Here is an 18,680-nt window from a genome sequence, read left to right as displayed (position 1 = left end):
GCTCCGTTAGGAGCCCAATATTGGTAGAAAAAATAGTATAATATATTCTCGCCCCGTAGGGCCGCAACCTCACAAATTATGTCCGTTGTAATTTGCTATTCCGGCAATTTGAGAGCATGCCTTACCCCAATCAGTTATTTGCCTGATTACACGGCGTATAGGTGGCGTACCTATGGCACGCTCGTCCTATTTTGTTTGTTTTCTACCAATATTAGGCCCCGATGGGGCCGGGAAATGTAATCACATGCCGCCATGCATTGGTTGCCATACAGGCGGCTCCGTTAGGAGCCAAATATTGGTAGAAAAGAAACGAAAAACATATACGCCCCATAGGGGCGAGACCTAACAAATCATGGTTTTTTTAATCGCTATTCCGGCAATTTGAAAATGTATCGCTCGTCGTATTCAATTTCAAATTGCTTCAAAAACTGCTCGTACTCTTCCATGAACGTTTTATGGCGATGATGTTCTTCCTGGTTCATCACATATTCAACTACCTTTTGTACATGCGACCGCGAATATGAAAATGCGCCATATCCCTCCTGCAATTAAAAACGGCCGGTGTAAATTGCTTGTCGTTTATCCATTTTGTCGATTCACTTTTTACAATACGTATTAAATCTGCCAGGGATTGGTTTGGCCGGAATCCGAAAAACATGTGTAAATGGTCGGGCATATTATTTATCGCCAGCATTTTATGTCCGTAATTTTGAATGATGCCCGTAATATATTTTTGTAATTGTTCTTTCCAATCCGGTTGAATTAAGGACGCTCGGTATTTAACCGCCATAACACATTGAATGTGAATTTGGGTGTAGGTATTTGCCATTTTATTTAAACATTTATATGGCGCAATATATAGGTTGACTTATTTTATTTGACGCATATATGCTCAATTTTCGTTTACTTCCTCCTGCCTAAATTAAACACATACCCCACCTAAGACCCACCATTGGCGTGGTACCATCGCCAATAGTCCCGATATAAAACTTAAAGATTTGACAACTCTTCTAAAAGTTATCAAATCCTCAGCGAACAGTTTACACCGTCAATTTTTTATACTTAATCCTTTTCGGAGCCACATCGCCTAAACGCTTTTTACGGTTTTCTTCGTAATCGGTATAGTTGCCCTCAAAGAAATAAACCTGTGAATTCCCTTCGAATGCCAGGATGTGCGTACAAACCCTGTCGAGGAACCAGCGGTCGTGGCTAATGATTACTGCGCAGCCGCCAAAATTTTCCATACCTTCTTCAAGCGCACGCAATGTGTTTACGTCGATATCGTTGGTAGGCTCATCGAGCAGCAGCACGTTCGAGCCTTTTTTCAGGGTGATGGCCAGGTGCACGCGGTTGCGCTCACCGCCGGACAGCACACCTACTTTTTTCTGCTGATCAGCGCCATTAAAGTTGAACTTTGATACATAGGCGCGCGAGTTAAGCGGGCGATTACCCACCAGCACATTATCGAGTCCATCCGTAATGTTTTCCCAAACGGATTTATTCGGGTCGAGGTCATCGTGCATTTGATCTACATAGCCTAACTGAACAGTATCACCTACGCGGAAGGTACCAGCGTCCGGCTTTTCCTGCCCGGTGATCAGGCGGAACAAGGTAGTTTTACCGGCGCCGTTCGGACCGATAATACCAACTATACCTGCAGGCGGCAGCGAAAAACTCAAATTATCGAATAATACCTTATCCCCATAAGATTTGCTTACGCCATTGGCCTCTATCACCACATTCCCCAAACGGGGGCCCGGTGGAATAAACAGCTCCAGTTTTTCTTCTTTTTCCCTTGTTTCTTCGGATGCTAATTTCTCGTAGTTAGACAAGCGGGCTTTTGATTTGGCATGACGTCCCTTTGGCCCCATGCGCACCCATTCCAGCTCGCGTTCCAGGGTTTTCTGGCGCTTGCTTTCGCTCTTTTCTTCCTGTGCCAGGCGCTTAGCCTTCTGGTCGAGCCATGAGGAATAATTGCCTTTCCATGGAATACCTTCACCCCTGTCGAGCTCCAGAATCCATCCGGCTACATTGTCTAAGAAGTAACGGTCGTGCGTTACGGCTATAACGGTGCCTTTGTATTGTTTCAGGTGCTGCTCCAGCCAGTCGATTGATTCAGCGTCGAGGTGGTTGGTTGGCTCATCCAGCAATAATACGTCGGGTTCCTGCAAGAGTAAACGGCACAGGGCTACGCGGCGGCGCTCACCACCGGAAAGTACCGAAATTTTGGTATCCGGGTCGGGGCAGCGCAAAGCGTCCATAGCGCGCTCCAGTTTGGTATCTATCTCCCAGGCGTTCACAGCATCGATCTTGTCCTGCAGCTCGCCCTGGCGGGTCATCAGCTTATCCATTTTATCCGGATCGCTGTAGTATTCTTCCAGGCCAAATTTTTCGTTAATGTCTTCGTATTCTTTTAATAAAGCGGTGGTTTCGGCAACGCCTTCCTCCACCACTTCCTTAACAGTTTTATTGGGATCAAGCTCGGGCTCCTGGCTCAGGTAGCCTACCGTATATCCCGGCGAAAATACTACTTCGCCAATGTTGGTTTTATCTATTCCTGCTATGATTTTCAGCAGGCTGGATTTACCCGAACCATTTAAACCGATAACCCCTATTTTGGCGCCGTAAAAAAACGACAGGTAAATATTCTTTAAAACTGTTTTTTGCGGCGGATAAACTTTGCTTACGCCCGCCATTGAAAAAATTATCTTTTCGTCTGCCATGCCTTGTAATTAGTGAGTTGTTGGATTAGTGAATTAGGCTGCACTTATTCCTGCGGGCTAAATTAGTAATTTGAGTTGATTAAGTTGGATGGGGGTATTAAGTTGTCGGAATTTCGGCCGAACTTTAGATATTCAAGGCCTTCCGGCTTTGTAAGGTGCCTTAAAACATTTTTATTCGGTTGACCGATTACGAAATTCGCAAAACAAGCAGGTAGTGGTAGAAAATTCTGATAACTTATCTATTTTAGGGGCACGGTTATCTATGAATTAACGCCCTATGCACACAATCCTGCCCTTTTTACTTGCCATGGTTGCAGCCGTTGTACTGCTGGAAATGTGGGCGGCCAAACTCCGGATCGCCTATCCTATTTTGCTGGTGGTTGCGGGCTTAATTATTAGTTTTATACCGGGATTACCCATTGTAAGAATCAATCCCGACCTTATATTTTTCATTTTCCTGCCGCCGCTGCTGTTCGATGCATCGTGGAGCATCTCGTTTAAGGAGATGAAAAAGTGGTGGCGTATTATCGGCAGCTTTGCTTTCCTGGTGGTATTTTTTACGGCTTTGTCGGTGGCAATTATCGCCAACCATTACATACCCGGGTTTTCAATTGCCTTAGGGTTTTTGCTGGGCGGCATTGTTGCCCCGCCCGATGCAGTGAGCACCGCAGCTATTACCGGTTTTGTTAAAATTCCAAAGGCTACATCGGCAATTCTGGAAGGGGAAAGCTTGCTTAATGATGCATCAGCCCTTATTATTTTCCGTTTTGCTTTAGTGGCGGTCGGCACAGGCCAGTTTATATGGCACCAGGCTGCGCTTAGTTTTTTGTGGATAGTAATTGGCGGGACCGGCATTGGCCTGCTGCTGGGCTGGATTTTTGTGCAGGCGCATAAACGGCTGCCTACAGATGCCTCTGCTGACGTAGCACTTACCCTCATCGAACCATATTTTATGTATTGGGTGGCCGAGGAGCTCCACTGCTCCGGCGTACTGGCAGTAGTGGCCGGCGGATTATTCATGTCGGCCAGGCGGCTGGTGTTTTTAAACAGTGCCAGCCGTGTCCAGGGTTTCAGCGTTTGGGAAAGCTTCGTTTTTATACTGAACGGCATCATCTTTTTAATTATCGGCCTGGATCTTCCTGAAATTGTGGAGGGCCTGCATGCCAAGGGTATCCCGGTTAGCACCGCTATAAACTATGGCCTGCTGGTAACGGGAGTCCTCATTGCCGCCAGGATGATCAGCGCATACGCTGCGATGCTGGCCACCTATATCTTCAGGCCGGGTGTGGTGCCAAGGGCAGGTTCAGCCGCCAGGGTGTGGCTCATACCGCTGACGTTGGGCTGGTCAGGCATGCGGGGCGTGGTATCGCTTGCGGCAGCTTTATCCATCCCTATGGTGCTGGATAACGGGACGGAATTTCCGCAGCGAAACTTAATTCTGTTCGTCACTTTTGTGGCTATATTGCTTACGCTGGTGATACAGGGATTAACCCTGCCCTGGGTGATAAAGAAATCGCATGCGTTTGATAATCTGACCAATGACGAGAAGGAAAAAATAGCCCGGAGGAATATGAAACATGGCCTGAAACGGCATGTACATGAGTTCCTTACCATCAAGTTCGAAAAAGAGCTGAACGACCATGCGGGTATGCAAAGCCTGCTAAAACTATGGGAGCAGCGCCAGCGCGCTGCAGAGGGCAGCCTGATGGGCGAAAAGAAAAAAGCCGTTTTTTTTGAATTGCTGGAAAGCCAGCGCCGTTTTTTAACCGAGATGAACAAGGATCCTGATATCAGCGAGGAGATGATCCGCGAGCAGCTTTACCAGATTGATCTGGAAGAGGAAAGACTGAGGAGAAGCTGATATACCTCCTACTATTTAGCTTAAAGCCAAACACTGGAGTAAATTCGTAATATGACAGATATCTTCGAAAGGATGAAAGCTGGTGAAATCATCAGCCTGGACGACCCCGAGTTTCATCATGTAAGCGAGATCGTTAACCGTACGCTTGCCCTGATACCTGCCCTCAATAATTCGACAGATACCGCCCTGGTCAGGCAGCGACTGAGCGACATTACCGTCGCACCAATTGACGAAAGCGTAACGGTTTTTGCGCCGTTCTATACCAATTTTGGCCGGTTTATCCGGATGGGTAAGGGTGTGTTTATCAACCATGCCTGCTCATTTCTCGACATGGGCGGAATTACGCTGGAAGAAGATGTGTTGATAGGCCCGAAGGCCAATCTGATAACAGAAAACCACCCGCTTGATCCTGCCGACAGGCGCTCATTGATCTGCAAGCCCATCCTCATCAAACGCAAAGCCTGGATCGGGGCCGGCGCCACCATTCTGCCCGGCGTAACCGTAGGCGAAAATGCCGTAGTGGCGGCCGGCGCAGTCGTCAGCAAGGATGTTCCTGACAATACTGTAGTTGGCGGCGTACCGGCCAAAGTAATCAGGCAGATATAGCTGCAAGTCAGGACTTCCCTCTCCCATCACTATTAAACACATCCCTGAAAATTTTCCACCCGGCGGCGGTTTTCTTCCAAAGCTTCAGGTATTTGCCGCTATCAATCGGTTTGCCGGAGCTATCGAAAACCTGCCATGTTCCTTCCTCAGTGATGTAGCTATTACCCTCGCCATAGATGTTTTGGGTGGTGAATTTAACGCCTCTGATGTGGCCGGCGTCGTAGGTATCCTTAAAATCTTTGGTCAGGGCCGCTTTGCCCCGGATAGCCGGAGCATTTGGCGGCATCAGGCAGCCATCATCTGTATAAAGATTTACAATCGACAGGTCTTTTTTTGAAAAAAGGCCGAAATACCGGGCGTTGGTTTTGGCGATGTACCGTTTGATTGCGCCCGGGCTTTGCGCGAAGCAGTTACCAGCAATAAATAAAACGGCAAGACAAGCCGATAAAATAATAATGTTCCTTTTCATGATGCTTTGATAATTAATATATGTGGCAAAGCTACCGGCCATAAAAAAGCACAAATTGTAAAAATGCGAACAAACTAGCCGGCAAGCGAAACGGACAGTTCGCTGGAGCTTTCGGCCCGGAAACGGGATGGCGGCAGGCCGGTGAAGTTTTTAAAATCCTTAATGAAATGCGATTGGTCGTAATAACCGCATTGGTGGGCGACGGTTGTAAGCGGCAATTCGTCTTTGGCTATCAATTGCAGGCTTTTTTGAAAACGCGCTATCTTGCTAAACAGATGGGGACTAATACCCGAATAGCTCAAAAACAGCCGCTGCAGGTAACGCGGCGTCATGCCATAGCGCGCGGAAATGGTATTGATGTTCCTGAAAAAATCATCGTTATTGAGCTCTCTAACAATGGCATTCATCAGCTTAAGCTTAGCAAAACGATGCCCGAAACGCTGCAATCGCGCAAGCAAAAAATCTTCCAGCAGATTAATTTTTCCAGTAACCGGAATATTTTCCAGTAACCGGGTATATAGTTCGCGGCCATCTGAACCAGCCACATCTACATAATCAACCACCTGGTTGTTAAACGTATCCACCGGTTCATCAAAAAAGCAAGCGGCGGTATGCGGATAAAAGCGCACACCCAGCATGGCATGTTTGCCGGATGAGGTGAAAGTAAATGGCCGGATGGTTTGTCCCCAAAGCTGCGCACGTGGCCGGGCGGACTGACCGGCGTTAATAAGTGTTTGCGGACTATCGCCGAGGTTAAACATGATCTCTGCAAATCCGGATGCATACACGCTGTCCACCGTAGTTACGGCGCAATCTGTTTCGCAGGTGAAATAGCATTGCACGTAACTTTTTAAAGCAGCGGATGCAGGGTATTCTTTGTAGCGCATGGTTTGGTGGTTAAAGGTAAGAAATTGGGGTTAGAATAGGAGGTAGATTTGCATGATACAAACACAGGGCGAATGGCGCATAACGCAGGGGCGATGCCCTGGCTGACATCTGCAACCTTTCAGCGTGTTGAACCTGGTCAATACCATAACTGGGTTGCATACGCCAGCGACCGGTAATACCCATCAGCCCGTCATGCATTTTTACCCCGCCAACATTTCCCATTCACGCATTTGCACATCAGTCATCAGTACCCGCCATACTGTCATATTTTCATATTATTTGGCGGATTGATGTCACCTTAGTAAACCGACGAACGTATACATAATAAACCAAACAGGAATAATCATGTCAAAAAATGTATAAATGCACGTTTTTTTGTAAAAACCTGCTTTGTTTGCATATTTTATTTATAAAATTGCCGTATATAATTTTGTTATCGCAAGTGGGATTATCACAGCAATGTCTGCTTTGGGCATTACCCTAAAACTTGGCAATAATATTGTTGATATGTGCAAAAGAACAAGTCCGGATTGTTGAAACAAAATGATACATTAGGATGTTCATAAAAATCGGAAGGATATATATGGAAGCTAAATTTTCGCCACGGGTAAAAGACGTTATTCAATATAGCAGAGAAGAGGCCTTGCGCCTGGGGCATGATTATATTGGAACTGAGCACCTTTTGCTGGGATTGATAAGAGACGGGGACGGTGTTGCGATTAAATTATTAAGAGAGTTAAATGTGGATACCGGCCGTTTGCGACGTTCTGTTGAAGACGCGGTAAAAGGCACTATAGGCACAAATGTGCACATCGGCAGCATACCGCTTACCAAGCAAGCCGAAAAAGTATTGAAAATTACTTACCTGGAAGCTAAAATTTTTAAAAGCGATGTGATAGGCACAGAGCATTTGCTGCTTTCTATCCTTCGCGACGAGGACAATATCGCCTCACAGATTTTAACCCAGTTTAATGTGAACTACGAAATATTTAAAAGCGAGGTAGAATCGCATAAAAATGATGTGACTGACGAGATGCCCGGCTCACCAACCGGCGGCGACGACGACTTTAAAGAAGAAGAAGCCTTCAGTCAGCCTAAGAAAGTGTCGGACATCAAATCAAAAACACCGGTGCTCGACAATTTTGGCCGCGACTTAACCAAGGCAGCTGAAGACGGCCGCCTTGACCCAATTGTAGGACGCGAGAAAGAGATTGAGCGTGTATCGCAGATCCTGTCGCGCCGTAAAAAGAACAACCCTATATTAATTGGCGAGCCTGGCGTTGGTAAATCAGCCATTGCCGAAGGTCTGGCCCTGCGCATCGTTCAGCGCAAGGTATCGCGCGTTTTGTTTAATAAACGCGTTGTTACGCTTGACCTAGCCTCGCTGGTTGCCGGCACCAAATACCGCGGACAGTTTGAGGAGCGCATGAAAGCCGTGATGAACGAACTGGAAAAATCACCAGACGTTATTTTATTTATCGACGAAATTCACACCATTGTGGGCGCAGGCGGCGCATCAGGCTCGCTCGACGCATCGAATATGTTTAAGCCGGCGTTGGCCCGCGGCGAAATACAATGCATCGGTGCAACCACTTTGGATGAATACCGCCAGTATATCGAGAAGGATGGCGCTTTGGACCGCCGTTTCCAAAAGGTAATGGTAGAACCTGCCACTCCTGACGAAACTGTTGAGATTTTGAACCGCATCAAAGAAAAATACGAAGAGCACCATGGTGTAACTTATACCCCGGAAGCTATTGCGGCCTGCGTTAATTTAACCACCCGTTACATTACCGACCGTTTTTTACCGGACAAAGCTATCGACGCTTTGGATGAGTCAGGCTCGCGCGTTCACCTCACCAACATCCATGTTCCGCAGAACATACTGGATATTGAGCAAAAGATAGAGCAAATTAAGGTAGAAAAGAACCGCGTGGTACGCAGCCAGAAATATGAGGAAGCTGCCAAACTGCGCGATACCGAAAAGCATTTACTGGAAGAGCTGGAACAGGCCAAGGCTATCTGGGAAGCTGAAACCAAATCAAAACGCTACACCGTATCAGAAGATAATGTGGCTGAAGTCGTTTCGATGATGACCGGCATACCGGTACAGCGTGTAGGCCAGGCCGACAGTCAAAAGCTGCTGCACATGGCAGAAACCGTAGGCAGCAAGATCATCGGCCAGGACGATGCCATCAAGAAGTTAACCCGCGCTATACAACGTACACGCGCAGGCTTAAAAGATCCTAAAAAGCCAATCGGCTCATTTATATTCCTGGGCCCTACCGGTGTAGGTAAAACCGAGCTTGCCAAAGAGCTGGCCCGCTTTATGTTCGACACCGAGGACGCGCTGATCCAGATAGACATGAGCGAGTATATGGAGAAATTCGCCGTATCCCGCTTAGTGGGAGCGCCTCCGGGCTACGTTGGTTACGAAGAAGGCGGACAGCTTACCGAGAAGGTACGCCGCAAGCCTTACGCCGTAGTACTGCTGGATGAGATTGAAAAAGCACACCCGGATGTATTCAACATCCTGCTGCAGGTGCTGGATGAAGGTCAGCTGACTGACTCACTGGGCCGCAAGGTTGACTTCAGAAACACCATCATCATCATGACCTCGAACATTGGGGCACGCCAGCTGAAAGACTTCGGCCAGGGTGTTGGTTTTACCACCAGCGCCAAAGCCGACCAGGCTGACGCCCATTCACGCGGTGTGATCGAGAATGCCCTGAAACGCGCTTTCGCTCCCGAGTTTTTGAACCGTATCGATGACGTGATCGTGTTCAACTCACTGGGCAAAGAAGAGATCTTCAAGATCATTGACATCGAACTGGGCTTCCTGTTCAGCCGTGTGAATATCCTTGGTTACAAAATCGAGCTTACACTTGCCGCGAAGGAATTTATTGCCGACAAAGGCTACGATTCGCAATTTGGCGCACGTCCGTTAAAACGTGCCATCCAGAAATACCTGGAAGACCCGATTGCCGAAGAAATACTGAAAGGCGAGCTTGCCGAAGGCGATACCATGGAAGTGGATTACGACAAGGAAGCAAACGAAATAAAAATTATTGCAAGAAAGCCTGAGGCTGAGACAAAAAAGCCTGAGGAAGAAGAGCAGAAGTAATTATTTTTTTAATCGATATTGAAAACCCCGGCGTGCGAAGCACGGCCGGGTTTTTTGTTTTAGTCCTTTACTCCGGATTTGTGGTCTGGATTTGAATAATATGATATTTGTAATTTCACTTTAATGGGCTTTTCGCTGATTGCGCATCCGGACTAACGAGATAATGGGACAATTGAACAATAGTATTGACCCGCTAGTATCCGGACAGCGCTTTGATAAAAAGAGCGAGCACAATTCCAATAACTTAATTTGGGGGATATTGAATACAACCATAATGAAAGCTATAAGAGACATTTCTTTGGAACTGGACTATGAAGAAAATCTTCATACGCCTAAAAAATACACATCTGATTTTTCAATTCATTGTCGGTTTATCGGAAATTATTTGAGAAGGCAAGTCAAGGCTATCGATTTTGAACCAGTTGGATATAATAGACTATTTATAAGCGCCTGCCAATTTACCGTGGCCCCTAATTACGTATTTGAAAACACATTACGTGTTTCTGTTCTTTTTGATCAAAATAAATATGATAAATTACCGAAAAAAGACTTGCCTGATTTCTTCATTGAGCTATACAAAGCTGGAATAGGTAAAGCATCGCAAACACATAAGGTTCCGGTAAAATATCTTTTAATAAAGCTTGAGGAACTCAAAGAGAATGGTTACGAAAATGAGTGGGAATTTAAATCTAAAACATTTAAAGACATCGGAATAAAGGCTGTTTTAAATTGTAGGATGACAATGGACTTTTTCAGTCTTACCCTTATGCTGACGAAGAAAAACGAAGTTGTGGTTAATAAGGAAATACTTATTACTTTGCCAGATGAAATCATTTTTGCATGGCAATTCAAAGAAATTGTTTTAGAAGGCTCAGTTATTAAAGTGTTAGATAGTTTTAAGCAGCCAATTTATACACTAGATTTAACTTCTGAAACTTAGTTTTCTCGCCCTTGTTTGCTGAAAGTCGCTCGCTTACAATTGTCCTGCGGCTTTTTGCTAGTCACAGACGTCATCGTGTTGTTGGTGACAACACCAACAACGGCGGGAAAGTTTTTTTTATGGCAATGTAAGCCTTTTAAATTATCTGTGTCGTCAGCGGGACGCTGACAGGCGTTTTGGGTTCAAGTGAGACACTTGAACCGGCGACGGCCAGCATGACGTATCTTATCCTAAAATCTACTTTCCCCCGAAATCTCCATCCCATCCTTTACAGCTCTTTCCAGCACATCAAGGTTGATATCCGCCAGCTTTTTAAACTTAATGCAATAGCCGGTTATGCTGGCCTTACCGAGATCTTTGCCATAGGTTTGGGATAAATAGGTTTTGTCCGGGATACCAAGAATATAAACAGATATCCCGGTTGTATTGGCGCTTAGGCCGATTTGGAAAAACTCGCGGGTTGCGCCGCCGGCATATTTCATGGTGTAGGAGCCATAGCCTATATTGGGGTTGCTGACCACTTTGCCCTCGCTGTTTTTACCGTCCTCGAACCATAATTTGCATCCTGGCAATGCCTGGAGTATACGCGCATGCAAAGTTTGCATCTCACCGCGTTTTACTTCGGGCTGACCGGAGATATATTCGTCTATTTGTACCTGTACGTCCATTGTGATCATTTTATCGGTTGTAAAATCTCCTTATGTTTTATGATGAATAAAAGTTATCATTCGTATATGAAATCAAATTACACAAATATTATAAAATAATTTTCCGCAACCAAAAAGTTGCACATATATTTGTAGTAATTTTTGCGATACTATGAGACGAGATGTTTTCCAGGCCATAGCCGATCCCACCCGCAGGGCCATTCTTACCCTATTAATTGTACAGGCCATGACGCCCAATGCCCTTGCCGAGCATTTCGACAGCACGCGCCAGGCGGTGTCCAAGCACATTAAGATACTGACGGAATGCGAAGTGGTTGCGCAAAAACAAAGCGGCAGGGAAATATATTATCATGTCGTCCCCGAAAAAATGAAGGAGATCGATATCTGGATGGAGCAATTCCGCAAAATGTGGGAAAGCCGCTTCGACCAATTGGATAACCTGTTAGAAGAACTATAAACCCAAACCGTTATGACCAACAACTTTGTTTTCGAAACCGACATGGCCGCGAAAAAGATCTATATATCGCGTGAATTCAACGCCCCGGTTGAAAAAGTATGGCGGGCCTGGACAGAGCCCTCTCTGATTGAAAAGTGGATCGCCCCAAAGCCCTGGCGTGCGGAAACCAAAACCTGGGATTTTACCGTCGGAGGCGTATGGTTATATGCTATGGTGGGCACCGAGGGCCAGCGCCATTGGGTGTATGCTGAATTTACCGGGATAGATGTCAAAAAGGCTATTTCGACAATCGGTAAGTTTTGTGACGGCGCGGGTAACCCCCTTCTCGGCGGCCCGGCGAGTTACAAGGATGCCAAATTCGCTGCCATTGGAGGAGACCGGTCAAAGGTTGACCAGGTAATTTTATTTGAGGATGATTCAACCATTAAAATGTTTGCTGAAGGAGGCTTTAAGGAAGGCACGGCCGCAAGTCTTAATAATTTGGATGAACTACTGGCAATAGAATAAGATTATTTCACCAAGATTTCTTACCGCTTCTATCACCCGTTGTGCAAAACATAACGGATTATGTTTTATAACCGCGCACGTAATTTGAAGGGATACAAACATCAACCCTTAATTAATTTTTAACTGTATCAATAAATACTGTACCAAAGGTAAAATATTGCGGTTTTTACGTAAGATTTTTGCGGTAAACACCTAGTAAAGTTACGTGACACTACGTTTGCGCCGTAACGCATGCCGGTACTACCTTTATGTCGTCCCTAGACCTTATTTGGTTCGCAAAAAAAGAGAGCCCCTGACGTTGTCAGGGGCTCTTGTTTTTTTGATACCTGGCCGCAATAAGCCGCCATTTTCAACTAAACCCTCTTCTCTACTTTATCATAAAATCCGCCGAAGGTATTGGTTTTTACGGCATCTTCCCTGAAGAAATCGCCGGGGAAGCCTAATTGTATGGCGCTGGCCTCATCCAGTTTTTTTAATTGTGCCGGTGTCAGCTCCACACCTACGGTTTTAAGGTTGTCTTCTAACTGATTAAGCTTGGTTGCGCCTACCACGGGTATAGAAGAAAAGCCTTGCTGCATTGTCCATTTCAGGGCTACATTGCCGGGCGATACGCCAAGCTCGTCAGCAATATCTATGACAACTTTGGTAATATTCACCGCACGGTCGCCGCGGCGCACGCTTTCTTCCTTAATACGTCCCTGCTCGCCGCGCAGGTATTTGCCGGTAAGCGCACCGCCGCCCAAAGGGGCCCATGGCGTTACCGTCATGCCGAAGTGTTTGGCCATAGGAATCAGCTCGCGCTCCGGCGTCCGGGCAAGCAGGCTGTATTCAACCTGCAGGGCCACAAACTGGCTCCAGCCCATCAATTCCGCCAGCGTATTGCCTTTAGCGACTACCCAGGCGGGTGTATCACTGATCGCGGCATAGGTTACCTTGCCTTGCCGGATCAGGTCATCCATAGCGCGGAGAACTTCGTCAATGGGGGTCAGGTCGTCCCAGATGTGAAGGTAAAGTACATCTATAAAATCTGTTTTCAGGCGTTTCAGGCTTTCTTCTACGCTGCGCATCATGTTTTTGCGGTTATTGCCTGAGGCGTTAGGGTTGGTGATGTTATCCTTCAGCGAGTACTTGGTGGCCAGCACGAAGTAATCGCGGTCGTGGTGGCTAACATACTCCCCTATTATCTTTTCGCTGGCGCCCAGCTTGTAGATATTGGCGGTATCGATAAAATTGCCTCCCGCGTTGGCAAAGGCGTCCATAATATCGAAGCTGGCGTCTTTATCGGCCCCCCAGCCGGCCTCAGTGCCGAAGCCCATGCTGCCCAAACATAATTCAGAAACTTTAAGGCCCGAGCGGCCCAGTAATTTGTATTTCATATTGGTGGTGTTTGACGGTAAAGTTAGGGAATGACGGGGAAAAGGGAAAGGGAAAGGCAAAGGCCAAACCGAATATGTATTATCGCCATGCATGCCCCCAGCAGGGGCAAATATTGGTAGAAAAACACAAATAGAGGGGCGGCGCTCCGTTACGTGCGCCACATAGCACCCCGGGGTGGCGCACCTACAGAGCATTGGTTTGGGTTAATTATTTTGCTACCAATATTGGGCTCCTGGCGGAGCCTGTGAAGTTCAAGCGTTGGACCGAAAATTGGCGTGAAAAATAAAAAGGCCAAACCGATTATGTATTGCCGGCCATGCACGCCCCCGGCGGGGGCAAATATTGGTAGAAAAAAACAATAAGGGGGCAGCGCTCCGTTACGTGCGCCACATAGCACCCGGGGTTACGCACCTACGGAGCGTTGGTTTGGGTTAATTATTTTGCTACCAATATTGGGTTCCTGGCGGAGCCTATGAAGTTCAAGCGTGGGACCGAAAATTGGCACGTGAAAATAAAAATGCTAAATCAAATATGCATTGCCGGCCATGCACGCCCCCCAGCGAGGACAAATATTGGTAGAAAAAACAATAAGGGGGGCAACGTCCCTTTACGTGCGCCACATAGCACCCCGGGGTTACGCACCTACGGAGCGCCGGCTTGATTTAATTATCTTGCTATCAATATTGGGCTCCTGGCTGAGCCTGTGAAGGTTCAAGCGTGGGACCGAAAATTGGCACGTGAAAAATAAAAAGGCCAAATCAAATATGCATTGCCGGCCATGCACGCCCCCGGCGGGGGCAAATATTGGTAGAAAAAGATAAATAAGGGGTGAGCGCTCCGTTAGGTGCGCCACATAGCACCCCGGGGTTGCGCACCTACGAAGCGTTGGTTTGGGTTAATTATTTTGCTACCAATATTGGGCTCCTGGCGGAGCCTGTGAAGTTCAAGCGTGGGGACCGAAAATTGGCACGTGAAAATAAAAATGCTAAACCGAATATGTATTGCCGGCCATGCACGCCCCCGGCGGGGGCAAATATTGGTAGTAGAAAAACACAATAAGGGGACAGCGCTCCGTTAGGTGCGCCACATGGCACCCCGCGGTTGCGCAAGCTTTGTGCCTATTATTCAAAGATCAAACAAATATCGCCGCGCACTTGTAATTATTAAACCAACGATATCCACCATGAAAATCATCAACCTGCATAAAACAATCAATATTGCCGACCTTTATGAGCTCATCAGCCAAAAGCTGAACCCGCTTTTTCACGGGCAGAAACAGAGCGGCATAAATTTCAGCGTTGAAAACAGCAACGGCGCTATCCATATCACCCAGCCGGAACTGTATGGCGACAGCATTTTATTCCGCATCGAACCCTTTGGCCAAAACCTTAACATTACCCGCTCCGAACATTATGTCGACGATATCAACTCTATAACAGTCGAGTCCATTTTAAACTCGCTTTTCGACGAGTATTCCGGTGGCGCAGGCGTGTCGCTGGTACAGGAAGGCTAGTATATCATCCGGGAGACTTAAATGCGCCCGCCGGATGATACGTCGATTTAATTGAGTAGCTTTAATAAAAAAGCCTGAACAGATGCGAAAAATATATTTCTTGCCGATACTGCTCCTGATCTCCGTTTTTGCCGATGCGCAAATTAAGCGACCTGTAAAGCCCTCGCCGCCCGATACGCTGCGCACCGCGGTCATTGGTCAGCCGGTGGTTGTGAACCACGACACGCTGTTCAAATTTTACGCGGGCCAGGGTTTGATCGATGCCCGGGAGCGGGCCCATGTGGTGAGCAGCCGCATCAGCCAGATAATTTCTACCCTGGATTTCAATGCCGATTCCCTCACCCTCAAAAACGACACCGCCCTATCGGTCATCAGCTACAAATCGCAGCTGATAATGGCCATCACTAATGCCGACGCCAAATTTTCCGAACTCGGCCGCCCGGCGCTGGCTGCCAATTATCTTGCCTTACTGAAAACGAAAACCGGCAATGCCTTCGAGAGCGGCAGTGTTAAGCAAACCATCACTAACATACTGGAGGCGCTGGCTGTTGTCACCATCCTGTTACTGCTCATCTGGGTGGTAAATAAAGGCTTCCGATGGATAAAGCTAAAGATACTGCTCGGCTGGGAAAGCCGGCTCGAGAAACTGAAAGCAAAAGGCGCTCCCATAGGCTATGCCAACCGCCTGCTGCCCCTGCTTACCAGCGCCATAAGGGTGGCCCGGCTTATCATTATAGCGCTGCTTATCTACCTGGCCCTGCCCGTAGCGTTCCTGATTTTTCCGTTTACCAAACCTGTTGCCACCCAGCTATTAGGCTACGTGTTAACCCCGCTGAAGGATATACTGATGGCCATAGCCCATTATATACCCAACCTGCTCACCATAATTGTTATATACGTTGTTACCCGGTCGATAGTAAGGCTGATAAAATTCATAGCGGGCGAAATTGAGAATGGCGCCGTAACCATCAAAAACTTTTACCCAGAATGGGCCAAGCCCACCTATAACATTATCAGGGTGCTGCTGTATGCCTTTATGTTTGTGGTGATATTTCCCTACCTGCCCGGTTCCGACTCAAAAGTATTCCAGGGGGTTACCGTTTTCCTGGGGGTGCTCTTTTCGTTGGGATCGTCCTCGGCAATTGCCAATATGGTGGCGGGGATAGTGCTTACCTACATGCGACCCTTTAAAATTGGCGACCGCGTAAAAGTGGGCGAAATTACCGGCGACGTGGTCGAGAAAAATATGCTGGTCACCCGCATCCGCACCATCAAGAACGAGGACATCACCGTGCCCAATGCCACCATTCTTTCCGGGGCGTCCATCAATTACACCTCATCATCAAAAAATCTTGGCCTGATATTAAATACCAGTATTACCATTGGCTACGATGCACCCTGGCAGGTGGTACACAACCTGCTGATCCAGGCAGCCCTTGCTACCGAAGGCATTACCGATACACCCAGCCCCTTTGTACTGCAAACCAACCTTAACGACTTTAACGTCACCTATCAAATCAATGCATATACGGCACAGTCGCACAGGATGGCGCTCATTTACTCGCAACTGCACCAAAATATACAGGATAAATTCAACGAGGCCGGGGTAGAGATCATGTCGCCGCACTATACCGCCCTGCGCGACGGCAACGCTATCCAGATCCCCGACGACTATAAGCCCAAAGGATACCAGAAACCGGGCTTTAAGGTGGAGTGATGCAGAAAGAACCCTGATTCAGTAAAGAAAAACAAATAAAAAGGGCCCCAGCAAACCTGCGGAACCCCTTATGTTTTTTCGCTATTACCGGCTTCATCTTCCGGCCTTTCGGACTTTACTGACTTTTCGGACTCCCCTACCCGTTTATCCAGCTGAATTTATATTCCAGCATGGGGTTTTTCATGCGCTCGGCTACGCGAAGCAGGCGGTCGGGAAGGTTCATGATATAGTCGCGGGCCTTTTCGCCGGTTTCATTCAGGTCCGGGGTGTGGGCGATCTTCCAGTCCTCTATCAGTTCTTTCAGGATGTCCACATAATCTATCGCGGTATAAATGCCCAGGCGCTGCGCCGCATCGGTAAAGTGACCGAACGTTTGCCCGATCTTCAGCCCTACCTCGCGCAGGAAGTGCGCCGGCATCACAATCTTTTTCCGCATCATATCCTCGAAGGCCAGCATGGCCTCGTTGGGGTCTACTTCAAATATCTTTTCGATAAAATATTTGTAGGCCTTGGCATGCCGCGCCTCGTCGCTGGCTATAACGCCGCACATTTTCGAGAGCAGCGTATCACCCTGCTTTTTGGCCTGCGAAGCCACGCGGCGGTGCGAAACATTGGTAGCCAGCTCCTGGAAAGAAGTATATATAAAGTTGCGGTACGGGTCGTGACCGGTGCCGATATCGAACCCGTCGGAAATGAGGTATTGGGTCGAAACCTCCATCATGCGCATGTTTACCCGGCCGCTCAGGTACAGGTATTTGTTCAGCAGGTCGCCGTGGCGGTTTTCCTCGCCGGTCCAGTGGCGGGTCCACTGCATCCAGCCGCCTTCTTCGTCGTCTGATACGCCCTCCACCATCGTAAGCCACGACTCATAGGTGGGCAGCGCCTCTTCGGTAATGGTATCGCCGATCAGTACGGCAACCAGGTCGTAGCTGAGGCCCTCGGCGCTTTCGCGCAGTTCCTTAATTTCGCTGAAGAAGGTATCACGCGATGAATCGGGCAGAAAGTCTGATGGCTGCCAAATGGTGTCGATGGGCTTCAAATATTCATTCTTTTTTTCAAGCATGAATTTTTCGATGTGCTTCATCACCTCGCGACGCTTTTCTTCAAAAAATCTCATAATTATTCAATAGTGTCCAAAGTTAGCGAATTGTAACGAAAGTATATGATTTTATCATAACAAGCGGCAGCGGCATTTTGTTAGTGGTAAAATCATGAAGATTTGGTGAAGGAGCGGGATGATGAATGGTGAAGTGGTGAGCGGGTTGGATGGTTGGATGGTATTTTCAATGGGGGCTTGCCGGGCGCCGGTAACGGCTTTGAAGATGGCAGACCCGTTAAAGTGTTCCGTTTTTACGCACACGGAACGAATCGAAACAGTATTAAACACGTTGATTATCAGTTATTTGCAATAAATATCATTTACATTAAGCTGATAATCAGGCAAATACTCCGGGGTTTACACCTGTCAAGCCCTCAAATATCTATAAAGCTGATAAACAGCCGATTGGAAAACGAGGGGTTTACACCTGTCAACCCGTGGCTTTACAGGCGCTTCGCCAAACAGCCAGGCCGGGGGCGCATCTTACCCGGTTTTGTAAAGCGTTTTGTTTCCGCGCGGAACACCCCGGAACACTATAAAATATGTTGATAATCAAAACCATCCATTTTTTACCTTTGGACCGGCTAACAATTATGATGTTTCCTATTTTGCATTTCAGTAAGGGTTTACAGGGGTTACACCTGTTAAGGCCTCGATTACGTATGTAGCTAATAAACAGGCTTCTGCCCCAAGAATCAGGGGTTTACACCTCCCTCCCGGCGACTGTGTCT

Annotated in this window: 16 protein-coding genes; 8 read left to right on the top strand and 8 right to left on the bottom strand. The window is 47.4% G+C overall.

Annotation, left to right across the window (positions count from 1 at the left end; all coding sequences use genetic code 11):
• Nucleotides 1–368: 368 nt before the first annotated feature.
• From Q3W13_RS24045 to ettA, 3 genes are all read right to left on the bottom strand, one after another.
• Nucleotides 369–548 carry a hypothetical protein gene (locus tag Q3W13_RS24045; protein WP_302868410.1) on the bottom strand — a complete coding sequence of 60 codons (180 nt, stop codon included), beginning with the start codon at nt 546–548 and terminating at the stop codon, nt 369–371.
• Nucleotides 494–790, bottom strand: a complete 297-nt coding sequence (locus Q3W13_RS24040) for a transposase (protein ID WP_302868408.1) — start codon at nt 788–790, stop codon at nt 494–496. Before Q3W13_RS24040 ends, Q3W13_RS24045 begins: the two co-directional genes overlap by 55 nt.
• 250 nt (nt 791–1,040) lie before the next feature.
• Nucleotides 1,041–2,723, bottom strand: coding sequence for an energy-dependent translational throttle protein EttA (gene ettA, locus Q3W13_RS24035; RefSeq protein ID WP_302868407.1), 1,683 nt, complete (start codon nt 2,721–2,723; stop codon nt 1,041–1,043).
• Nucleotides 2,724–3,000: 277 nt separating this feature from the next.
• Between ettA and Q3W13_RS24030 the strand changes: the two genes are divergently transcribed.
• Together Q3W13_RS24030 and Q3W13_RS24025 are read left to right on the top strand one after the other, a co-directional pair.
• Nucleotides 3,001–4,584 (top strand): Na+/H+ antiporter, encoded by a 1,584-nt coding sequence (locus Q3W13_RS24030; RefSeq protein WP_302868405.1) that lies wholly within the window; start codon nt 3,001–3,003, stop codon nt 4,582–4,584.
• Between the two features lie 51 nt (nt 4,585–4,635).
• Entirely contained in the window at nt 4,636–5,190 is a 555-nt protein-coding gene (locus Q3W13_RS24025; protein ID WP_302868402.1) for a DapH/DapD/GlmU-related protein, read from the top strand.
• 7 nt (nt 5,191–5,197) lie between these two features.
• On the opposite strand, the gene Q3W13_RS24020 is transcribed toward Q3W13_RS24025, so the two are convergent.
• Entirely contained in the window at nt 5,198–5,659 is a 462-nt protein-coding gene (locus Q3W13_RS24020; protein WP_302868400.1) for a hypothetical protein, read from the bottom strand.
• A gap of 74 nt (nt 5,660–5,733) precedes the next feature.
• The gene (locus Q3W13_RS24015) at nt 5,734–6,546 is read right to left on the bottom strand and encodes a helix-turn-helix transcriptional regulator (protein ID WP_302868399.1); all 813 of its coding nucleotides are present in this window, start codon (nt 6,544–6,546) and stop codon (nt 5,734–5,736) included.
• Nucleotides 6,547–7,130: 584 nt separating this feature from the next.
• Between Q3W13_RS24015 and Q3W13_RS24010 the strand changes: the two genes are divergently transcribed.
• Entirely contained in the window at nt 7,131–9,671 is a 2,541-nt protein-coding gene (locus Q3W13_RS24010) for an ATP-dependent Clp protease ATP-binding subunit (RefSeq protein WP_302868397.1), read from the top strand.
• Nucleotides 9,672–9,945: 274 nt separating this feature from the next.
• Complete coding sequence (locus Q3W13_RS24005; RefSeq protein WP_302868393.1) at nt 9,946–10,611, top strand: hypothetical protein; 666 nt, start codon at nt 9,946–9,948, stop codon at nt 10,609–10,611.
• Between the two features lie 230 nt (nt 10,612–10,841).
• Here the strand turns inward: Q3W13_RS24005 and Q3W13_RS24000 are convergent, their stop codons facing one another.
• Nucleotides 10,842–11,279 (bottom strand): DUF1801 domain-containing protein, encoded by a 438-nt coding sequence (locus Q3W13_RS24000; RefSeq protein ID WP_302868391.1) that lies wholly within the window; start codon nt 11,277–11,279, stop codon nt 10,842–10,844.
• A gap of 151 nt (nt 11,280–11,430) precedes the next feature.
• Between Q3W13_RS24000 and Q3W13_RS23995 the strand changes: the two genes are divergently transcribed.
• On the top strand, nt 11,431–11,736 hold the full coding sequence (locus Q3W13_RS23995) for a helix-turn-helix transcriptional regulator (RefSeq protein WP_302868390.1): 306 nt from the start codon (nt 11,431–11,433) through the stop codon (nt 11,734–11,736).
• A 12-nt stretch (nt 11,737–11,748) separates the two neighbouring features.
• The gene (locus Q3W13_RS23990; protein ID WP_302868388.1) at nt 11,749–12,243 is read left to right on the top strand and encodes an SRPBCC domain-containing protein; all 495 of its coding nucleotides are present in this window, start codon (nt 11,749–11,751) and stop codon (nt 12,241–12,243) included.
• Between the two features lie 353 nt (nt 12,244–12,596).
• Here Q3W13_RS23990 and Q3W13_RS23985 read toward each other — a convergent pair whose 3' ends face one another.
• Entirely contained in the window at nt 12,597–13,619 is a 1,023-nt protein-coding gene (locus Q3W13_RS23985; protein ID WP_302868386.1) for an aldo/keto reductase, read from the bottom strand.
• Nucleotides 13,620–14,803: 1,184 nt separating this feature from the next.
• Between Q3W13_RS23985 and Q3W13_RS23980 the strand changes: the two genes are divergently transcribed.
• The gene (locus Q3W13_RS23980; protein ID WP_302868383.1) at nt 14,804–15,133 is read left to right on the top strand and encodes a hypothetical protein; all 330 of its coding nucleotides are present in this window, start codon (nt 14,804–14,806) and stop codon (nt 15,131–15,133) included.
• Nucleotides 15,134–15,215: 82 nt separating this feature from the next.
• On the top strand, nt 15,216–16,850 hold the full coding sequence (locus Q3W13_RS23975; protein ID WP_302868381.1) for a mechanosensitive ion channel family protein: 1,635 nt from the start codon (nt 15,216–15,218) through the stop codon (nt 16,848–16,850).
• Between the two features lie 136 nt (nt 16,851–16,986).
• Here Q3W13_RS23975 and Q3W13_RS23970 read toward each other — a convergent pair whose 3' ends face one another.
• Nucleotides 16,987–17,967 (bottom strand): acyl-ACP desaturase, encoded by a 981-nt coding sequence (locus Q3W13_RS23970; protein WP_302868380.1) that lies wholly within the window; start codon nt 17,965–17,967, stop codon nt 16,987–16,989.
• Between the last annotated feature and the right edge of the window lie 713 nt (nt 17,968–18,680).

The organism is Mucilaginibacter sp. L3T2-6, from assembly GCF_030519355.1.
In the GTDB taxonomy this organism is placed as follows: domain Bacteria; phylum Bacteroidota; class Bacteroidia; order Sphingobacteriales; family Sphingobacteriaceae; genus Mucilaginibacter.
This window is presented reverse-complemented; position numbering and strand designations above follow the sequence as displayed.